The sequence below is a fragment of the Pseudomonas sp. AN3A02 genome (assembly GCF_011765255.1).
Classification (GTDB): Bacteria; Pseudomonadota; Gammaproteobacteria; order Pseudomonadales; family Pseudomonadaceae; genus Aquipseudomonas.
In genome coordinates this window covers 765,230-782,092 of record NZ_JAARNI010000001.1, presented here as the reverse complement: position 1 = coordinate 782,092, position 16,863 = coordinate 765,230, and the positions used below count along the sequence as shown (strand labels likewise).

Here is a 16,863-nt window from a genome sequence, read left to right as displayed (position 1 = left end):
AGCTACAAGCGGCAAGAAAAAGGGCTGTATGTTCGTCGGATAGATGACGATTAGTTCACAAGTTGGCGGCTTGACGCTCAAGTCGTCACCCACGCAGCCGACAGTCTGCTGAACAGGAGACTATTAATATGCTGCCACCCATGCTGCCCCTGAGTGTTGTGCCGGTCACGTCGCAGCTTGACCCGGTGCGCCAGAAGCCGGATATCCCGCCCGTGGTGCCGGTTCAACCAGGCTCCAACGAAAGCACCATCGACCTGCAAAAGCGCGACCCCGAGGAAGCGGCACTGTTGCTGCGCGAGGAACAGCGACGCCAGCAGGAACAGCAAAAGCGCCGCCGCGAAGCCGATGAGGATCCGCAGGAGCACCTGGCTGTTCCCGGTGACGAACTCAACGCCGACAACACCGTGCCGGTGGTGCCGCTGATTGAAGACGCGCCACGCCAAGGCTTGTGGGTGGACGTCGAGGTTTAATCCTGCAGTTCGTGCAGGGCGGCGATCAGTTGCCCGATGTCTTGTGCCGTGTTGAGGTAGCTCACGGAGATTCGCGCCACGCTGTCCAGCTCGCGGGCTTGCATGTCCAGCGGCGTGTAGGGCACACCGTTGGCACCGATGTTGATTCGCTTGAGCCCCAGGCGGCGCTTTAGCTCGAAGGCGTCCCAGCCGGCGAGGTTGAAGGCGATCAGGCCGGACTGGTTTGCGGCAATACCCAAATCATGCAGGGTAATCCCCTCGATCCCGCGTAGTTCTTCGCGGATCGTGTCGCTTAGAAGCTGGACCGTCCGGCGAATCCGCTCAGCGCCCAGTCGATTGACCTCCAGCAACGCATTGCCCAGGCCTGCCAACAGCGCGAATGACACTTCGCTGGTTTCAAAGCGCCGGGCGTCGTTGCGCAAGTCGAAACCCACAGGGCTCCAGGGCGCAGAAAATACATCGCGTTGGACCGGGTTCAAGCGCTCGAGAAAATCCGGCCGCACATACAGCAATGCGGTTCCCCGCGGGCCTCGCAGATGCTTGCGCCCGGCGCCCTTGAGCACATCGCAGTGCAGTGCTTGCACATCCACCGGCACTTGGCCGAGGGCTTGCCCGGCGTCGATGAAATAAGCAATGCCATGACGCTTGGCCAACGCGCCGATGGCCTCGGCAGGGTTGATCAAGCCGCTGTTGGCGGGGAGCCAGGTCAGGTCGATCAAGCGCACCCGGGCGTCGAGCATGGCTTCCAGGCCGGCGACGGACACCGCGCCGGTTTCATCGCAAGGGATCACCTCTACGTGCGCACCCGCTTGCACGGCTGTCTGCATGCTGGCCAGGTTGCCGCCCCATTCGTGGCGGCCCACCAGAATACGGTCGCCCGGTTTCCACGGCCCCAGCGCCTGGAACGCCATGCTCCAGGCGGTCGAGCCGCTGCTGGCAAAGGCAATCGATGACACCGGCGCGTTGAGCAATTGCGCGGCGGCGCGACGGGCTTTTTCCGCCAATAGTGCACCGTGTTCGCCGGCCTCCATCGGCCCATCCCGGGCTTCGCGTTGCAACTGGTCAATGATTGCGTCGAGCGTCCCTTGGCTCGGCAGGGAGGCCCCGGCGTGGTTGAAGTGGACGATGCCGGACTGGCAGCCCGGCGTTTCGTCCCGCAGTTCCCGGACTTGCGTCAGGGACAGCGCGGTCACGGCTGCAGCTCGAAAATCGCATCGATCTCCACCGCCACACCGCCCGGCAAACTGGCGACGCCCACGGCAGTACGGACATGGCGGCCTTTGTCACCCAGGGCGTTGACCAGCAGGTTCGAAGCCCCATTCGCGACTGCGCCCTGGCGCTGGAAATCACCACTGCTGGCGATAAACACGCCCAACCGAATGATGCGCACCAGCCGCGACAGATCATCGCCCAGGGCATCGCTCAATTGTGCGAGCAGGCCCAGCGCAGCGAGTTCGGCGGCTTTAGCGCCTTCGTCTTCGCTGATGGACTCGCCGAGACGACCGATGTAGGTGGCTTTGCCGTCCAGCAGCGGGATTTGGCCGGAGATGAATAGCTGGTTCTGGCTGATCACGAAATTGACGTAGTTGGCGATCGGCTGGCTGGGTGTGGGCAGGCTCAGGCCGAGGGCTTGCACGCGTTGCGAGATGGAGTGGCTCATGTTGAATCCTCTTGGGAAGAGTCTTCAGCATGGGCGGCGTGGTTTGGGTCGACAAACGGATAGATCTCACTCGACGTATCGAAATAACTCATGCGTCGGCACAGATTTCCCGTAGCCATTCACTGAAACAGGTGGCCGCTTGGCTGGTGTCGCCTTGCGGGGTGATCAGCCAGTAGCCGATCTCGCTGTGGTAGGGCGGCCAGTCGAAGGCTTCCACCAATGTGCCATCCTTCAACCTGCGCTCGATCAGGCGGTGGCGCCCCATGGCGATGCCTTGGCCGGCGACGGCGGCTTCCACCACGATGTTGTAGTCGTGCAACAGTGCCTTGGGGTAATGCTCCACATCCACCTGGTAATGCCGGGACCAGTCGGCCCACTCGAAAGGGCGGTGCGAGGTGGCCATCAACAGCGGGCCGTTCTCCAGTTGGCTGGCCTTGAACGTCGGGCTGCACACAGGTGACAGGGTTTCGCTCATCAGGCGCGTGGCTTGCACATCGGCCCAGTCGCCCTTGCCGTAGCGAATCGCCAGGTCGACCTCGGCGGCGGCGACATCTGCCAGTTGAATTGCGGGCACCAACTCCACCTGGATGTGCGGGTAGCGGCTGAGAAACCCGGCCAGGCGCGGCGCCAGCCACAAGGTGGCGAACGAGGCGAGCAGGCCGACGCGCAGCACGGTGGTGGCGGGCGGGGTTTGTTGCTGGCGGGTAGCGGCGGCGATGACGTCGAGGGCGGGGCGGATTTGGTCGTAGTAGTGTTGGCCGTCTTCAGTCAGATCGATGGCGCGGGTGCGTCGGATAAATAGCGGTTTGCCCAGATGCTGTTCGAGCTTCTGCACTTGATGGCTGAGGGCGCTTTGGGTCACCGACAGCTCGGCGGCGGCCTTGATAAAGCTCAAATGCCGGGCCACGGCCTCAAAGGCGCGCAGGGCCAGGAGTGGGGGAAGGTCCTTGTGCAGTGCCACGTCGAACGCTCTGTGTGAGGGTTTGGATCGGGGATTTTGCGGGCAAATGGGTTGGATGACACCGATTTTGTTTACGCGGGATTGGCGCAGGACGCATTATTGGGGCATCCAAGCCATTACGTAACCCAAGCCATGAGTGACGATGACAAACTGATAGACCTGAATGCCGAACGGGCCAAACGTGTTCATGACCTGAATGACAAACGACTGAATGAAGTGCGCCAGGCGTTTGAGCAGGCGATGCCGTTGGGTAAGCCTAAGAAAAAGTCGAAAAACAAACCGAAAAAGCGTTGATATAGCCTGCATCGTTTGATGCAGGTCAGTTATTTCCCTTCTTTACGCCCCGTTGCGGGCGACATTGATCCTCGTCAATTTCTTCTTTCGTCTTCTTGGTTAACTTAGCCCTATCGCAACAGGGCAAGTGCAGGAGGCCGGTCATGTTTTTCGATAATGTGGTATTTGCCGGAGTGCTGACGGTTGGCCTCATGGTGATGTTCTTTGTAGGGTTTGGAATTTTTATCTGGAAAGACGCTAATAAGCGTAAGAAGCCTTAGGTCTTTTCGGGATACATGAGCACGCAAGGCATTTTGGGCGACTTCGGTCGCCTTTTTTTTGTTTTCGATTTAGTGGGGGTTGAGTACATATCCGTTATTTAGGTAACGGCCGCCTATGGTTCCGCTCTTACAGCGGGTCACTTTTGGCAAACGCCCGGAATGCCGGCCCAGCCAAAAGTAACCAAAAGGTCTTTGCCCCACCACTCGGTGCCTCGCCTAGGCTCGGCATGCCCGCACTCCGGCCCGATTCCGCGGGCCGCCGCGACGGGCCATCCATGGCCCGGCGCGGCTAAATCGGCTTCCCTGCCGATTTACCCGCTCCACCGTGCCTACTTGCGGCCATCGTGGTTGACGGGGCCCGCAGATCAAGATCAAAAGCAGATCAAAAGCAAGAGCACAGCGGCCTACCGGCCGGCTTGAGTGTTAAGAGCGAAAGCAGAGCTGCTTTCCTGTAGGAGCGAGCTTGCTCGCGAAAAACCTGAGACCGCCGCGTTCATCCAGAATGCCAGCGTCATCGTTAACGACCTTCGCGAGCAAGCCCGCTCCCACATTTGGACCGTGCCCGCTTTAGCTTCTGATTTTGCTGTTGCTGTTGCTTCACCACACTCAAGCCGGCCTGTAGGCCGCTGTGCTCTTGATCTGCTTGTGATCTTGATCTTAGGCGCCCCGTTAAACCACGCTGGCCGAACGCAGGCTTTGGAGCGTGGGTAACCCGGCAGGACGCCGGGTTAGCCGCGCTGGGCCAACGATGGCCCATCGCGGCGGCCCACGCTCCAAAGCCGGAGTGAGGGCACACCGAGCCCAAGCGAGGTGCCGAGTGGTGGGGCAAGAGCGTTTTGCTTACTTTTGCGCTCTTCAAAAGTGAGCCGCTGTAAGAGCGGAACCCATATCAGCCATCACCCAAATAACGGATATACACCCAAACCCCAGCCATAAAAAAAGGCGCAACCCTCACAGGTCGCACCTTCTTCACAAGCCAAAGATCTGTCAGCTACCCAAAGCCTTGGAAGCCAACCAGAACAACCCAGCCGAAAGGCCCACAGTTGCCGGCAGCGTCAACACCCAAGCCATCAAAATGGTCTTAACGGTGCCGCCTTGCAGCCCACTCTTGTTAGCCACCATGGTCCCGGCCACACCCGAAGACAACACATGGGTCGTAGATACCGGCAGGCTAAAGATGTTAGCCAGGCCAATCATACTGGCCGTGGTGATCTGCGCCGACATGCCCTGGGCATAGGTCATCCCTTGCTTGCCGATCTTCTCACCAATGGTCAACACCACACGCTTCCAGCCCACCATGGTGCCCAGGCCCAAGGCCAGCGCCACGGCCAGGATCACCCAGAACGGTGCATATTCGGTTGTAGCCGTCAGATCCTTGCGCAACTTGTCCAGGTCCGACTTCTCACGCGCTTCCAGGCCAGGCAACTTGCCTACCTTCTTCGCGGTGTCATCCAGGCACAACAGATAACGACGCACTTCAATCCGGTGCTCGGCAGTCAACGAATGGTAGTCAGAGACACCTTTCAATGTACCCAGCAGGGCGTTGATAGTCGGTTCAGTCTGCTGCGGATTGCACTGGAACTTGCCCGGCAAATCGTCTTTCACACTCTTGCCCAGAGCGAGGAACTCACCGAGAGTTTCGTGATTACGCTGGTAGAACTGATTCAAGTGCAGCGTGGCGTCGCGGGTACGCTCGATCTGGTAAGTGGTGCTGCCCAGGTCCAGTACAAACTGCGCCGGCACGATACCGATCAACACCAGCATGATCAGGCCGATACCTTTCTGACCATCGTTGGAACCGTGCACAAAGCTCACGGCCATTGCCGAAATCACCAGTACCAGGCGGTTCCAGAACGGTGGGTGCTTCTTGTCGTCGAGTTTGCGGCGCTGGTCCGGTGTCTTGTGCATCTTCGACAGCGGGCGCCACCATTTCAGGCCGAGCAGCACCAGGGCTGCCACCACGAAACCAGCCATCGGCGAGAACACCAGCGAGGCGCCGATATCGATCGCTTTCTGCCAGTTCACGCCGTCAGCCAGCGGAATGTCGTTGATCAGGGCGTTGGCCAGGCCGACACCGAGGATCGAGCCGATCAGGGTGTGGGAGCTGGACGCCGGGATCCCGAAATACCAGGTGCCGAGGTTCCAGGTGATCGCCGCGGCCAATAATGAGAAGACCATGGCCAGACCGTGGCCGGTGTTCACATTGATCAGCAGCTCCACCGGCAGCAAGTGCACGATGGCATATGCAACACCGACACCACCGAGCAACACGCCGAGGAAGTTGAACACCCCGGAGAAGAACACGGCCAGATGCGGAGGCATGGCTTTGGTATAGATGACTGTGGCAACCGCGTTAGCGGTGTCATGAAAGCCATTGATGAACTCGAAGGCGAGGACAAAGGCCAGGGCGAGCAACAGGCTCACGAGAACCCAAGCATCCAGTCCGCTGAATAAATCGATCATGAAGGTTTTCTGACCCGGTCGTAAGGGGGCGCGATTATGCCAGAAAACATCGGTAATCAATGCACTAGCTGCTCATCGGTAACATTCTTCAACGAAAAAAAATGAGGGGGAGGGGCGCATCCCGGCGTTTTCGGGGCTTCGGCAAGTGTTTGATTTATAACGAAGATAGCGAAAATAGGCGGGTTAAACCGCCAGAAGGGAACTTCTGAAACAATTGTATGAAATTTCGGTAAGACGCCAGGAGGGAGCTTCTCCCTGCCAGTGCGGTGCTGGCAGAGAGATGGCACCGTGGATGCTCAACCCGAATCGCTTATGGCTCTCCGGCTTTGAGGTCCTGTTCAATCTTATGGATTTCCTGGGCAAAGGCCTGGTCTAGCAGACTGGCTCGTTTGCGCCAGGGCTTGCGTTCAGGTTCTGGCTGGGCGGCGTAGGTGGTGACTTCCCCGCCGTAAACATCCTTGTAACGTTGTTCCTGGCGCTCAAGTTCCGCGCGCAGTTCGTCTTTCGTCACATTGTTACCTAATTGAGTTGAGTTTAATTCCAGTGAAGCGCGATGCAGGGAAGGATCAATCACTTCCTTATTGCATGCGGCCACGGCACCGGAAGAAGAACAGCTGTCGTAGCAACAGTTTCTATTTACAGTCGCAAGCCATTGGCAGCATCTTGCATGAGTGTCAGGTACTTGCGGCGGGGCCTGCGCAAAGGCGATGCGTAGCCCGGTCAGGCTCGGATCGGCGTTTTGAAACGGAGCCGGCCTCGCACAGGATGCATTATAGCCATGCGTTTGAGTAACACTATCACCATCAAGTTAAAAATCGTCAACTTTGTGTGAGGGTTTTGTTACTCAAGCACGTCAGGTAATTGCTCAACTATTGACGTCATAAATTGTGCCGTGTTCTACAGGCGGTAAATAAACCTTAAGTTCTCTCGTACATCAGAAGATTCTGAAAGTCGATTGAGAGGTGGACCAACCTGGGCCGACCGCCGGCGGGCGGTGACTAATTGCGATAATCGAATGACCGTCCGATAATCGCCCAATCTTGCCCGCCTTGCCTTGTGTATCGATTACACGGCGGCTTGTAATAGCGCTCACCCCCGCAGCGGTTAAAAATAAGAGAAAGGACCCCAAATGAACGATCAATTGCGCAACTCCTTCGCGTCAGTGGCGCCGCCGATCGTTGCGTCACCCGCCAAGCGCATCCAGGCGTTTACCGGTGATCCGGACTTCATGACCTCTCTGGCCCGTGGCCTGGCCGTGGTGCAGGCGTTCCAGGAACGCAAGCGCCACCTGACCATCGCCCAGATAAGTCACCGCACGGAAATTCCCCGCGCTGCCGTACGCCGTTGCCTGCATACCCTGATCAAACTCGGCTACGCCACCACCGACGGGCGTACCTATTCACTACTGCCCAAGGTGCTGACCCTCGGCCACGCCTATCTGTCGTCCACGCCCCTGGCGGTTTCCGCCCAGCCGTACCTGGATCGCATGAGCGAGCAACTCCACGAAGCCTGCAACATGGCGACCCTCGAAGGCGATGACATCCTCTACATCGCCCGTTCCGCCACCACCCAGCGCCTGATTTCCGTCGACCTTTCCGTGGGCGGCCGCTTGCCGGCCTATTGCACCTCCATGGGCCGTATCCTGCTGGCCGCGCTGGATGACGCTTCACTGCAGGACTATCTCGACCACGCCGACCTGCAAACCAAGACCAGCCGCACCCTCACCACCCCGCAAGCCTTGCTCGAATGCTTGCAGGAAGTGCGGCAACAAGGTTGGTGCATTGTCGACCAGGAACTGGAACAGGGCCTGCGTTCCATCGCCGTGCCGGTATACGACGCCTCGGGCCAGGTACTCGCCGCGCTGAACGTCAGCACCCATGCCGGGCGGGTCAGCCGCAGTGAGCTGGAGCAGCGTTTCCTGCCGAGCATGCTCAGCGCCAGCCAGGAGCTGAGTGCCCAGCTGTTTGCGTAAGCTGTTCGGTGACCGCACAGATCCCGGCTGGATGAATTGACGGTGTTTCCCAAGGCTTATTAATGTGCGGCAGCGCTTCAAGGCGCCGCCCCAATAATAATGACGACTCAAGGTCGTTCGCCCGCCCATCGGTGTGGAAATAAAAATAATGAATCAGCCTTCACCTGCTGTCGGTACTTGCCTGGACGTTCAGTCCTTCATCAACGCCCAGCCGCTGTCGCGGTATCAGTGGCGGGTGGTGATCCTGTGTTTTCTCATCGTCTTCCTCGACGGCCTCGACACCGCCGCCATGGGCTTTATCGCCCCTGCGCTGTCCCAGGACTGGGGCATCGACCGCGCCAGCCTCGGCCCGGTAATGAGTGCCGCGTTGATCGGCATGGTCTTTGGCGCCCTCGGCTCCGGTCCGCTCGCGGACCGCTTTGGACGCAAGGTGGTGCTGGTGGGAGCGGTATTGGTGTTTGGCGCCTTCAGCCTGGCATCGGCCTACAGCAGTAACGTCGATCAACTGCTGATCCTGCGTTTCCTCACCGGCCTGGGCCTGGGCGCCGGCATGCCGAATGCCACGACGCTGCTCTCCGAATACACCCCGGAACGTCATAAGTCGCTGCTGGTTACCAGCATGTTCTGCGGCTTCAACCTGGGCATGGCCGGTGGCGGGTTTATCTCGGCCAAGTTGATCCCGGCCTTTGGCTGGCACAGCCTGCTGATGATCGGCGGCATCTTGCCGTTGATCCTTGCGGTGGTGTTGTTGTTCTGGCTGCCGGAGTCGGCGCGTTACCTGGTGGTGCGCAATCGCGGCACCGACAAGGTCCGCAAGACCCTCGCGCCCATCGAACCCAGCATCGTCGCCCAGGCCGCAAGCTTCAGCGTGCCCGAGCAAAAAACCGTCAAGGCGCGCAACGTGTTCGCGGTGATCTTCTCTGGCACCTACAGCGCCGGCACCTTGCTGTTGTGGCTGACCTACTTCATGGGCCTGGTGATTGTTTACCTGCTGACCAGTTGGCTGCCGACCCTGATGCGCGACAGCGGCGCCAGCATGGAACAGGCCGCGTTTATCGGCGCGTTGTTCCAGTTTGGCGGCGTATTGAGTGCGGTCGGCGTGGGCTGGGCGATGGACCGGTTCAATCCTCACAAGGTCATCGGCGCCTTCTACTTGCTGGCCGGGGTGTTTGCCTACGCGGTGGGGCAGAGCCTGGGCAATATCACGCTCCTGGCGACCCTGGTGCTGATCGCCGGCATGTGTGTCAACGGTGCGCAATCGGCGATGCCGTCGCTGGCCGCACGCTTCTACCCGACCCAAGGCCGTGCCACCGGTGTGTCGTGGATGCTCGGCATCGGCCGTTTTGGTGCGATCCTCGGTGCATGGATGGGCGCAACCCTGCTGGGTCTGGGCTGGAACTTCGAACAGGTGCTGACAGCCCTGGTGATTCCGGCGGCATTGGCCACCACGGCGGTGGTGATCAAGGGCATGGTCAGCCACGCGGACGCTACCTGAAGCGATTTTTTGCAGGAGCGAGCTTGCTCGCGAAAGTCTCTAGCGATGACGTTGGCATTCTGAACGAACGCGGCGTCTTCAAGTTTTTCGCGAGCAAGCTCGCTCCTACAGGGAAAGATAGCTTGCAAACAATTCGTTCGATAATCGAACACTCAGTCGATTATCGGATTGTTTGGCTTTAACCCCCGGCTTAATCTTCAAGCACTTCGGCGCTGCCTCCAGCGCCTTTTTCGATCGATACCGGGAGCCCAACCCCATGGCTGAAATCCTTTCGCTGGCTGATGCGGTCAAGCAGTTCGTGAATGACGGCGACACCGTTGCACTCGAAGGCTTTACTCACCTGATCCCTACGGCGGCAGGTCATGAAATCATTCGTCAGGGCAAGAAAGACCTGACGCTGGTGCGCATGACGCCCGACCTGATCTACGACCAGTTGATCGGCGCCGGCTGTGCACGCAAGTTGATTTTCTCCTGGGGCGGCAACCCGGGTGTGGGCTCCCTGCATCGCCTGCGGGACGCGGTTGAAAAGCAATGGCCGCAACCACTGGAGATCGAAGAACACAGCCACGCCGACCTGGCCAATGCCTACGTCGCCGGGGCATCCGGCCTGCCATTCGCGGTGCTGCGCGCCTACGCCGGTTCCGACCTGCCCAAGGTTAACCCGCTGATCAAGACCGTGACTTGCCCCTTCACCGGCGAAGTGCTGGCCGCCGTGCCATCGGTGCGCCCGGACATCACCGTGATCCACGCACAAAAGGCTGACCGCAAAGGCAATGTGCTGCTCTGGGGCATCCTCGGTGTGCAGAAGGAGGCGGCCCTGGCAGCCAAGCGCTGCATCGTCACCGTCGAAGAAATCGTCGACGACCTCAACGCACCGATGAATGCCTGCGTCCTGCCGACCTGGGCCCTGACCGCCGTGTGCCACGTGCCAGGCGGCGCGCATCCGTCTTACGCCCACGGTTACACCGAGCGTGACAACCGCTTCTACCAGGCGTGGGACCCGATCGCCCGGGACCGTGAGACGTTTACTGCGTGGATCAACGAATACATCCACGGCACTGCCAACTTCAGTGAATTCCAGGCCAAGCTGGCCGCCGCGCAGGAGGCCAAATAATGGCTTACTCCACCAATGAAATGATGACCGTCGCCGCCGCGCGCCGCCTGAAGAACGGTTCGGTGTGCTTCGTCGGCATCGGCCTGCCCTCCAAGGCCGCCAACCTGGCGCGCCTGACGTCGTCGCCCGACGTGGTGCTGATCTACGAGTCTGGCCCGATTGGCGCCAAGCCATCCGTGCTGCCGCTGTCCATCGGTGACGGCGAGCTGGCGGAAACCGCTGACACCGTGGTGCCGACCGGCGAGATTTTTCGCTACTGGCTGCAGGGCGGGCGCATTGACGTCGGCTTCCTCGGTGCGGCTCAGGTCGACCGTTTCGGCAATATCAACACCACCGTGGTCGGTGACTATCACCAGCCCAAAGTGCGCCTGCCGGGTGCCGGTGGCGCCCCGGAGATCGCCGGTTCCGCCAAGAGCGTGCTGATCATCCTCAAGCAGTCGGCGCGTTCGTTTGTCGACAAGCTGGACTTCATCACCTCGGTCGGCCACGGCGAAGGCGGTGACTCGCGCAAACGCCTGGGTCTGCCAGGCGCCGGTCCCGTAGGGATCATTACCGACCTGTGCATCATGGAGCCGGAGGAGGGCACCCACGAATTTGTCGTCACCGCCCTGCACCCCGGCGTGACCCGTGAGCAAGTGGTGGCCGCCACCGGTTGGGCGATTCGCTTTGCCGACCAACTGACCACCAGCGCCGAACCTACCGAGATTGAACTGACCGCCCTGCGCGACCTTGAGGCACGCACCGCTGCCGCCCACGGCCAAGCCCCCGGAGAAGCCTGATGCGCGACGTATTTATCTGTGACGCCATTCGTACCCCCATCGGCCGTTTTGGCGGCGGCTTGTCCACCGTGCGCGCCGATGACCTGGCGGCACTGCCGATCAAGGCGCTGATGGAGCGCAACCCGTCGGTGGACTGGAACGCGGTGGATGAAGTGTTCCTCGGCTGCGCCAACCAGGCCGGCGAAGACAACCGCAACGTGGCCCGCATGGCAGCATTGCTGGCGGGCCTGCCGGAAAGCATTCCCGGCGTCACCCTGAACCGCCTGTGCGCGTCGGGCATGGACGCGATCGGCACGGCGTTTCGCGCCATCGCCAGCGGCGAAATGGAGCTGGCGATTGCCGGTGGCGTTGAGTCGATGTCCCGCGCCCCGTTCGTGATGGGCAAGGCTGATGCGGCGTTCTCGCGCAACATGAAGCTGGAAGACACCACCATCGGCTGGCGTTTTATCAACCCGTTGATGAAGGCCCAGTACGGCGTCGATCCGATGCCGCAAACCGCCGACAACGTGGCCGACGACTATAAAGTCTCCCGCGCCGATCAGGACGCCTTCGCCCTGCGCAGCCAGCAACGTACCGCTGTTGCGCAGGCTGCCGGCTTCTTTGCTGAAGAAATCGTGCCGGTGCGTGTCGCGCATAAAAAAGGCGAAACCGTGGTCGAGCACGACGAGCATCCACGGGCCGATACCACCCTGGAAGCCTTGACCAAGCTCAAGCCGGTCAACGGCCCGGACAAGACCGTCACTGCGGGCAACGCCTCGGGTGTGAACGATGGCGCCGCAGCGCTGATCCTGGCCTCCGCTGAAGCCGTCAAAAAACATGGCCTGACCGCTCGCGCTCGTGTGCTGGGCATGGCCAGCGCCGGTGTTGCACCTCGGGTCATGGGCATCGGCCCGGTGCCGGCCGTGCGCAAACTGGTGGAGCGCCTGGGCCTGGCGGTCACTGATTTTGATGTGATCGAACTCAACGAAGCGTTCGCCAGCCAGGGCTTGGCCGTACTGCGCGAACTGGGGATTGCCGACGACGCACCCCAGGTCAACCCGAACGGTGGTGCCATTGCCCTTGGCCATCCGCTGGGCATGAGCGGCGCGCGTCTGGTACTGACCGCCCTGCATCAGCTGGAAAAAACCGGTGGCAGCAAAGGCCTGGCGACCATGTGTGTCGGTGTTGGCCAAGGCCTGGCCCTGGCGATCGAACGCGTTTGAGACCCACAAGAATAAAGAGGATTGCTCCATGAGTGACAAGCCCGGATACCGGCGCCCGCAAGCGGGTACTCAGCCTGATTACCTGCACCCGGCCTACCAGTCGACGAACCTGCGTTCGCCGTCCAAGCCGTTGGTGTTCCTGCCCCATTCCTTGTCGGAAATCACCGGCCCGACCATCGGCGCCGAACGGATCGACGAGAAGGACAACGACCTGACCGCCCAGCATGAAGGCGAGCCCCAGGGCGAACGCATCATCATTCACGGGCGCGTGCTGGATGAAAACGGCTTGCCCGTTCCCGGTATCCTCGTGGAAATCTGGCAGGCCAACGCCGCCGGCCGCTACAACCACAAGCGCGACCAGCACGACGCGCCGCTGGACCCGAATTTCACCGGTACCGGGCGCACGGTCACCGACGCCGAGGGCTGGTACCAGTTCCAGACCATCAAGCCCGGCGCCTACCCGTGGGGCAACCACCACAATGCGTGGCGCCCGGCGCACATCCACTTCTCGCTGTTCGGCCCGAGTGTGCTGACGCGGTTGGTGACGCAGATGTATTTCCCCGGCGACCCGCTGCTGGCGTACGACCCGATCTACAACTGCGTCCCGGACACCTCCGCCAAGGAACGCCTGATCGCCAGTTTCGACCTGGAAAAAACCATTCCGCACTATGCCCTCGGCTACCGCTGGGACATCGTTCTGCGCGGCCGCGACGCCACGCCGATGGAGAAATAAGATGAGCCTCAACGCGACTACTTCCCACACCGTCGGGCCGTATTACCACATCGGCCTGACCTGGCTGAACCGCGAAGACCTGACCGTTGCCGCCACCCTCGGCGAGCGCGTGGCGATCACCGGGCAGGTGGTGGATGGCAATGGCGATGTGGTCAACGACGCCATGCTGGAAGTCTGGCAGGCCAATGCGGCCGGCAAGTATGACCATCCTGAAGATGAGCAGGACAAGCCGGTCGACCCGAACTTCGAAGGCTTTGGCCGGGTGCCGGTGGATGCCGAAGGGCGTTTTCGCTTTACCACCATCAAGCCGGGCAGTGTGCCGGGGTTGAAGGGCACGACCCAGGCGCCGCACATGGTGGTGTTGGTGTTTGCCCGTGGGTTGGTGAAGCACCTGCTGACGCGGATTTATTTTGACGGTGAAGCGGCGAATGGCGATGACGCGCTGCTGGCGTGTGTGCCGCAGGAGCGCCGGCGCACGTTGATCGCCAAGGCGGATGCGGCGGGTGTGTACCAGTGGAATGTGATTTTGCAGGGGACAGACGAAGAGACGGTGTTCTTCGATTATTGAGTTGGCTGGGGATCTATCGCGGGCAAGCCAGCTCCCACAGGGGAATGCATTCCAAATGTGGGAGCCGGGTTTGCCCGCGATGAGGCCGGCACAGGCAACAAATATCCAAAAGTCTGCTTGCGGAACATGGTTGTTGCAAAGTATGTCTAGGCTATAACCGTTCCCACTGAGTGAAAAAACATGACAACAAAAACCAGCCATTACACCGGAGAAGAACGCAGCAAAAGGATTTTTGCGATTGTCGGTGCCTCTTCCGGCAACCTCGTCGAATGGTTCGACTTCTACGTCTATGCCTTCTGCGCCATCTATTTCGCCCCGGCGTTTTTCCCGTCGGACGACCCCACCGTGCAACTGCTCAACACCGCTGGTGTGTTTGCCGCCGGCTTCCTGATGCGCCCCATCGGCGGCTGGCTGTTCGGCCGGGTGGCGGATAAACACGGTCGCAAGAATTCGATGATGATCTCGGTGCTGATGATGTGCGCCGGCTCCCTGGTCATTGCCTTTTTGCCCACCTACAAAGACATCGGCGCCTGGGCCCCGGCCTTGCTGCTGGTGGCCCGGCTGTTCCAGGGCCTGTCGGTAGGCGGCGAATACGGCACTACCGCTACCTACATGAGCGAAGTGGCGCTCAAGGGCCAGCGCGGGTTTTTTGCCTCGTTCCAGTACGTGACCCTGATCGGCGGGCAACTGCTGGCGGTGTTGGTGGTGGTGATCCTGCAACAGATCCTCACCGAAGACGAACTGCGTGCCTGGGGCTGGCGGATTCCGTTTGTGATCGGCGCCATTGCGGCGGTGATCTCGCTGCTGCTGCGTCGCACCCTGAAAGAAACCACCAGCAAGGAAATGCGTGAAGACAAGGACGCCGGCAGCATTGCCGCGCTGTTCCGCGATCACAAGGCCGCGTTTATCACCGTGCTCGGCTACACCGCCGGCGGCTCGCTGATTTTCTACACGTTCACCACCTACATGCAGAAGTACCTGGTGAACACCGCCGGGATGCACGCCAAGACCGCCAGCTACATCATGACCGGCGCGCTGTTCTTCTACATGTGCATGCAGCCGGTGTTCGGCATGTTGGCCGACAAGATTGGCCGCCGTAACTCGATGCTGTGGTTCGGCGCCCTGGGCACGCTGTGCACCGTGCCGATCCTGCTGACCCTGAAAACCGTCAGCAGTCCGTTCCTGGCCTTTGTGTTGATCACCCTGGCGCTGGCCATCGTGAGCTTTTACACCTCCATCAGCGGCCTGGTGAAAGCCGAAATGTTCCCGCCACAAGTACGCGCATTGGGCGTGGGCCTGGCGTATGCGGTGGCTAACGCGATCTTCGGCGGCTCGGCGGAATACGTGGCCTTGGGGCTCAAGTCCATGGGCATGGAGAACACCTTCTACTGGTACGTCACGGCGATGATGGCGGTGGCGTTCCTGTTCAGCTTGCGCCTGCCCAAACAGGCGGCGTACTTGCACCACGATCTGTAACCGGCTGGCGCATGCCCCTCTTCGGGTATGCGCCACCTAGGGATGTTTTATGACGATGCGCACGAGCAACCAACTGTTCGACGCCTATTTCACCGCCAACAGCATGGCCGAAGTGTTCTGTGACCAAGGGCGCTTGCAGGGCATGCTGGATTTCGAAGCGGCACTGGCCCGGGCCGAGGCTCAGGTCGGGTTGATCCCGCAAGCGGCTGTCGCGCCCATTGCCCAGGCCTGCCTGGCTTCTCTCTACGACGTTGATGCCCTCGGCGAGGCAATTGCCACTGCGGGCAATTCGGCGATTCCGTTGGTCAAGGCCCTCGGCAAGTTGATCGCCAGCGAAGATGCCGGCGCCGAACGTTATGTGCATCTGGGCGCTACCAGTCAGGATGTGATGGACACCGGCCTGGTGCTGCAACTGCGCAGCGCTGTCGAGTTGATCGAACACGATCTGGCGCGGTTGGGTGGCATCCTGGCCGCGCAGGCTCAACGTTATGCGACAACTCCTTTGGCTGGCCGGACGTGGCTGCAGCATGCAACGCCGGTCACCCTGGGCATGAAAATCGCCGGCTGGCTCGGCGCAGTTACCCGGAGTCGGCAGCGCCTTCGTGAGCTCAAGCCGCGTTTGCTGGTGCTGCAGTTTGGCGGTGCTTCCGGAACCCTGGCGGCGTTGGGCGAACAGGCGATGCCGGTGGCGCAAGCCTTGGCGGCCGAGTTGCAACTGGGCCTGCCGGAACAACCCTGGCACACCCAGCGCGACCGGCTGGTGGAGTTTGCCTCGGTGCTTGGCTTGATCGCCGGCAGCCTCGGTAAACTCGGCCGCGACGTCAGCTTGCTGATGCAGACCGAAGCGGCGGAAGTGTTCGAACCCTCAGCCCCCGGCAAGGGTGGCTCTTCGACCATGCCCCACAAGCGCAACCCGGTGGGCGCCGCCGTGCTGATCAGCGCCGCGACCCGTGTGCCCGGCCTGGTAGCGACAATGTTCAGCGCCATGCCCCAGGAGCACGAACGCAGCCTGGGCCTGTGGCACGCCGAGTGGGAAACCTTGCCGGAAATTTGCCGGTTGGTGTCCGGTGCGTTGCATCAGGCGCTGCTGGTCAGCGAAGGGCTGGAAGTCGACCCCGGGCGCATGTCCCGGAATCTGGATCTGACCCAAGGCCTGGTATTGGCCGAAGCGGTCAGCATCGTCCTTGCCCAGCGCCTGGGCCGCGAAACCGCGCACCATCTACTGGAACAATGCTGCAAGCGCGCCGTCGCCGAGGGGCGCCACCTGCGGGCGGTGCTGGGTGACGAACCGCAAGTGACCGCCGAACTGTCGGCAGACGAACTCGACCGCCTGCTGGACCCGGCGCACTACCTGGGCCAGGCACACACCTGGGTCACCCGGGCCGTGGCCGAACATTTTGCTTTGACTGCCTGAGG

General features: G+C 61.0%; 17 protein-coding genes. 12 read left to right on the top strand and 5 right to left on the bottom strand.

From position 1 onward, the window contains the following. Positions 1 to 128: 128 nt before the first annotated feature. Positions 129 to 470, top strand: a complete 342-nt coding sequence (locus HBJ59_RS03735) for an aspartate-semialdehyde dehydrogenase (protein WP_076016549.1) — start codon at positions 129 to 131, stop codon at positions 468 to 470. Here the strand turns inward: HBJ59_RS03735 and HBJ59_RS03730 are convergent. The 3 genes from HBJ59_RS03730 to HBJ59_RS03720 all read right to left on the bottom strand — a co-directional run bounded on the left by HBJ59_RS03730 (position 467) and on the right by HBJ59_RS03720 (position 3,091). Next, entirely contained in the window at positions 467 to 1,663 is a 1,197-nt protein-coding gene (locus HBJ59_RS03730; protein ID WP_372241434.1) for an aminotransferase class V-fold PLP-dependent enzyme, read from the bottom strand. The two genes, HBJ59_RS03735 and HBJ59_RS03730, sit on opposite strands and share 4 nt — an antisense overlap. Next, positions 1,660 to 2,130 (bottom strand): RidA family protein, encoded by a 471-nt coding sequence (locus HBJ59_RS03725; RefSeq protein ID WP_167662801.1) that lies wholly within the window; start codon positions 2,128 to 2,130, stop codon positions 1,660 to 1,662. The genes HBJ59_RS03730 and HBJ59_RS03725 overlap by 4 nt, the downstream gene beginning before the upstream one ends. An 88-nt stretch (positions 2,131 to 2,218) precedes the next feature. Next, entirely contained in the window at positions 2,219 to 3,091 is an 873-nt protein-coding gene (locus tag HBJ59_RS03720) for a LysR substrate-binding domain-containing protein (RefSeq protein ID WP_167662800.1), read from the bottom strand. A gap of 51 nt (positions 3,092 to 3,142) precedes the next feature. On the opposite strand from HBJ59_RS03720, the gene HBJ59_RS03715 reads away from it, so the two are divergent. Both HBJ59_RS03715 and ccoM read left to right on the top strand, forming a co-directional pair. Further along, the gene (locus tag HBJ59_RS03715; protein ID WP_167662430.1) at positions 3,143 to 3,385 is read left to right on the top strand and encodes a hypothetical protein; all 243 of its coding nucleotides are present in this window, start codon (positions 3,143 to 3,145) and stop codon (positions 3,383 to 3,385) included. A 143-nt stretch (positions 3,386 to 3,528) separates the two neighbouring features. Further along, complete coding sequence (gene ccoM / locus HBJ59_RS31795) at positions 3,529 to 3,645, top strand: cytochrome c oxidase subunit CcoM (RefSeq protein ID WP_010176679.1); 117 nt, start codon at positions 3,529 to 3,531, stop codon at positions 3,643 to 3,645. 987 nt (positions 3,646 to 4,632) lie between these two features. Here ccoM and HBJ59_RS03710 read toward each other — a convergent pair. Both HBJ59_RS03710 and HBJ59_RS03705 read right to left on the bottom strand, forming a co-directional pair. Beyond that, a complete protein-coding gene (locus HBJ59_RS03710) occupies positions 4,633 to 6,108 on the bottom strand; it encodes an inorganic phosphate transporter (protein WP_167662799.1) in 1,476 nt (491 codons plus the stop codon). Positions 6,109 to 6,418: 310 nt separating this feature from the next. Continuing rightward, positions 6,419 to 6,619 (bottom strand): hypothetical protein, encoded by a 201-nt coding sequence (locus tag HBJ59_RS03705; RefSeq protein ID WP_076016553.1) that lies wholly within the window; start codon positions 6,617 to 6,619, stop codon positions 6,419 to 6,421. Positions 6,620 to 7,237: 618 nt separating this feature from the next. Here HBJ59_RS03705 and pcaR point away from each other — a divergent pair. The 9 genes from pcaR (at position 7,238) to HBJ59_RS03660 (ending at position 16,861) form a co-directional block, all read left to right on the top strand. Continuing rightward, positions 7,238 to 8,080 carry a pca regulon transcriptional regulator PcaR gene (gene pcaR, locus HBJ59_RS03700; protein ID WP_003219833.1) on the top strand — a complete coding sequence of 281 codons (843 nt, stop codon included), beginning with the start codon at positions 7,238 to 7,240 and terminating at the stop codon, positions 8,078 to 8,080. Positions 8,081 to 8,228: 148 nt separating this feature from the next. Continuing rightward, positions 8,229 to 9,575: an MFS transporter gene (locus HBJ59_RS03695; RefSeq protein WP_076016554.1), complete on the top strand. Its 1,347-nt coding sequence runs from the start codon at positions 8,229 to 8,231 to the stop codon at positions 9,573 to 9,575. A gap of 256 nt (positions 9,576 to 9,831) precedes the next feature. After that, on the top strand, positions 9,832 to 10,689 hold the full coding sequence (locus HBJ59_RS03690) for a CoA transferase subunit A (RefSeq protein ID WP_167662798.1): 858 nt from the start codon (positions 9,832 to 9,834) through the stop codon (positions 10,687 to 10,689). Beyond that, positions 10,686 to 11,468, top strand: coding sequence for a CoA-transferase subunit beta (locus tag HBJ59_RS03685; RefSeq protein WP_173860402.1), 783 nt, complete (start codon positions 10,686 to 10,688; stop codon positions 11,466 to 11,468). Before HBJ59_RS03690 ends, HBJ59_RS03685 begins: the two co-directional genes overlap by 4 nt. After that, on the top strand, positions 11,465 to 12,670 hold the full coding sequence (gene pcaF / locus HBJ59_RS03680) for a 3-oxoadipyl-CoA thiolase (RefSeq protein WP_173860403.1): 1,206 nt from the start codon (positions 11,465 to 11,467) through the stop codon (positions 12,668 to 12,670). The genes HBJ59_RS03685 and pcaF overlap by 4 nt, the downstream gene beginning before the upstream one ends. A 28-nt stretch (positions 12,671 to 12,698) precedes the next feature. Next, positions 12,699 to 13,403: a protocatechuate 3,4-dioxygenase subunit beta gene (gene pcaH / locus HBJ59_RS03675; protein ID WP_076016558.1), complete on the top strand. Its 705-nt coding sequence runs from the start codon at positions 12,699 to 12,701 to the stop codon at positions 13,401 to 13,403. 1 nt (position 13,404) lies between these two features. After that, positions 13,405 to 13,971, top strand: a complete 567-nt coding sequence (gene pcaG / locus HBJ59_RS03670) for a protocatechuate 3,4-dioxygenase subunit alpha (protein ID WP_167662797.1) — start codon at positions 13,405 to 13,407, stop codon at positions 13,969 to 13,971. A gap of 180 nt (positions 13,972 to 14,151) precedes the next feature. After that, entirely contained in the window at positions 14,152 to 15,447 is a 1,296-nt protein-coding gene (locus HBJ59_RS03665; RefSeq protein WP_076016559.1) for an MFS family transporter, read from the top strand. A gap of 49 nt (positions 15,448 to 15,496) precedes the next feature. After that, positions 15,497 to 16,861, top strand: a complete 1,365-nt coding sequence (locus HBJ59_RS03660) for a 3-carboxy-cis,cis-muconate cycloisomerase (RefSeq protein ID WP_167662796.1) — start codon at positions 15,497 to 15,499, stop codon at positions 16,859 to 16,861. The last annotated feature ends 2 nt before the right edge of the window (positions 16,862 to 16,863 follow it).

Excerpts from the sequence above, each read along its gene's own strand:
- HBJ59_RS03735 (WP_076016549.1), top strand. The coding sequence starts at position 129 with ATGCTGCCACCCATGCTGCCCCTGAGTGTTGTGCCGGTCACGTCGCAG.
- HBJ59_RS03725 (WP_167662801.1), bottom strand. The coding sequence starts at position 2,130 with ATGAGCCACTCCATCTCGCAACGCGTGCAAGCCCTCGGCCTGAGCCTG.
- ccoM (WP_010176679.1), top strand. The coding sequence starts at position 3,529 with ATGTTTTTCGATAATGTGGTATTTGCCGGAGTGCTGACGGTTGGCCTC.
- HBJ59_RS03710 (WP_167662799.1), bottom strand. The coding sequence starts at position 6,108 with ATGATCGATTTATTCAGCGGACTGGATGCTTGGGTTCTCGTGAGCCTG.
- pcaR (WP_003219833.1), top strand. The coding sequence starts at position 7,238 with ATGAACGATCAATTGCGCAACTCCTTCGCGTCAGTGGCGCCGCCGATC.
- HBJ59_RS03695 (WP_076016554.1), top strand. The coding sequence starts at position 8,229 with ATGAATCAGCCTTCACCTGCTGTCGGTACTTGCCTGGACGTTCAGTCC.
- HBJ59_RS03690 (WP_167662798.1), top strand. The coding sequence starts at position 9,832 with ATGGCTGAAATCCTTTCGCTGGCTGATGCGGTCAAGCAGTTCGTGAAT.
- pcaH (WP_076016558.1), top strand. The coding sequence starts at position 12,699 with ATGAGTGACAAGCCCGGATACCGGCGCCCGCAAGCGGGTACTCAGCCT.
- pcaG (WP_167662797.1), top strand. The coding sequence starts at position 13,405 with ATGAGCCTCAACGCGACTACTTCCCACACCGTCGGGCCGTATTACCAC.
- HBJ59_RS03665 (WP_076016559.1), top strand. The coding sequence starts at position 14,152 with ATGACAACAAAAACCAGCCATTACACCGGAGAAGAACGCAGCAAAAGG.
- HBJ59_RS03660 (WP_167662796.1), top strand. The coding sequence starts at position 15,497 with ATGACGATGCGCACGAGCAACCAACTGTTCGACGCCTATTTCACCGCC.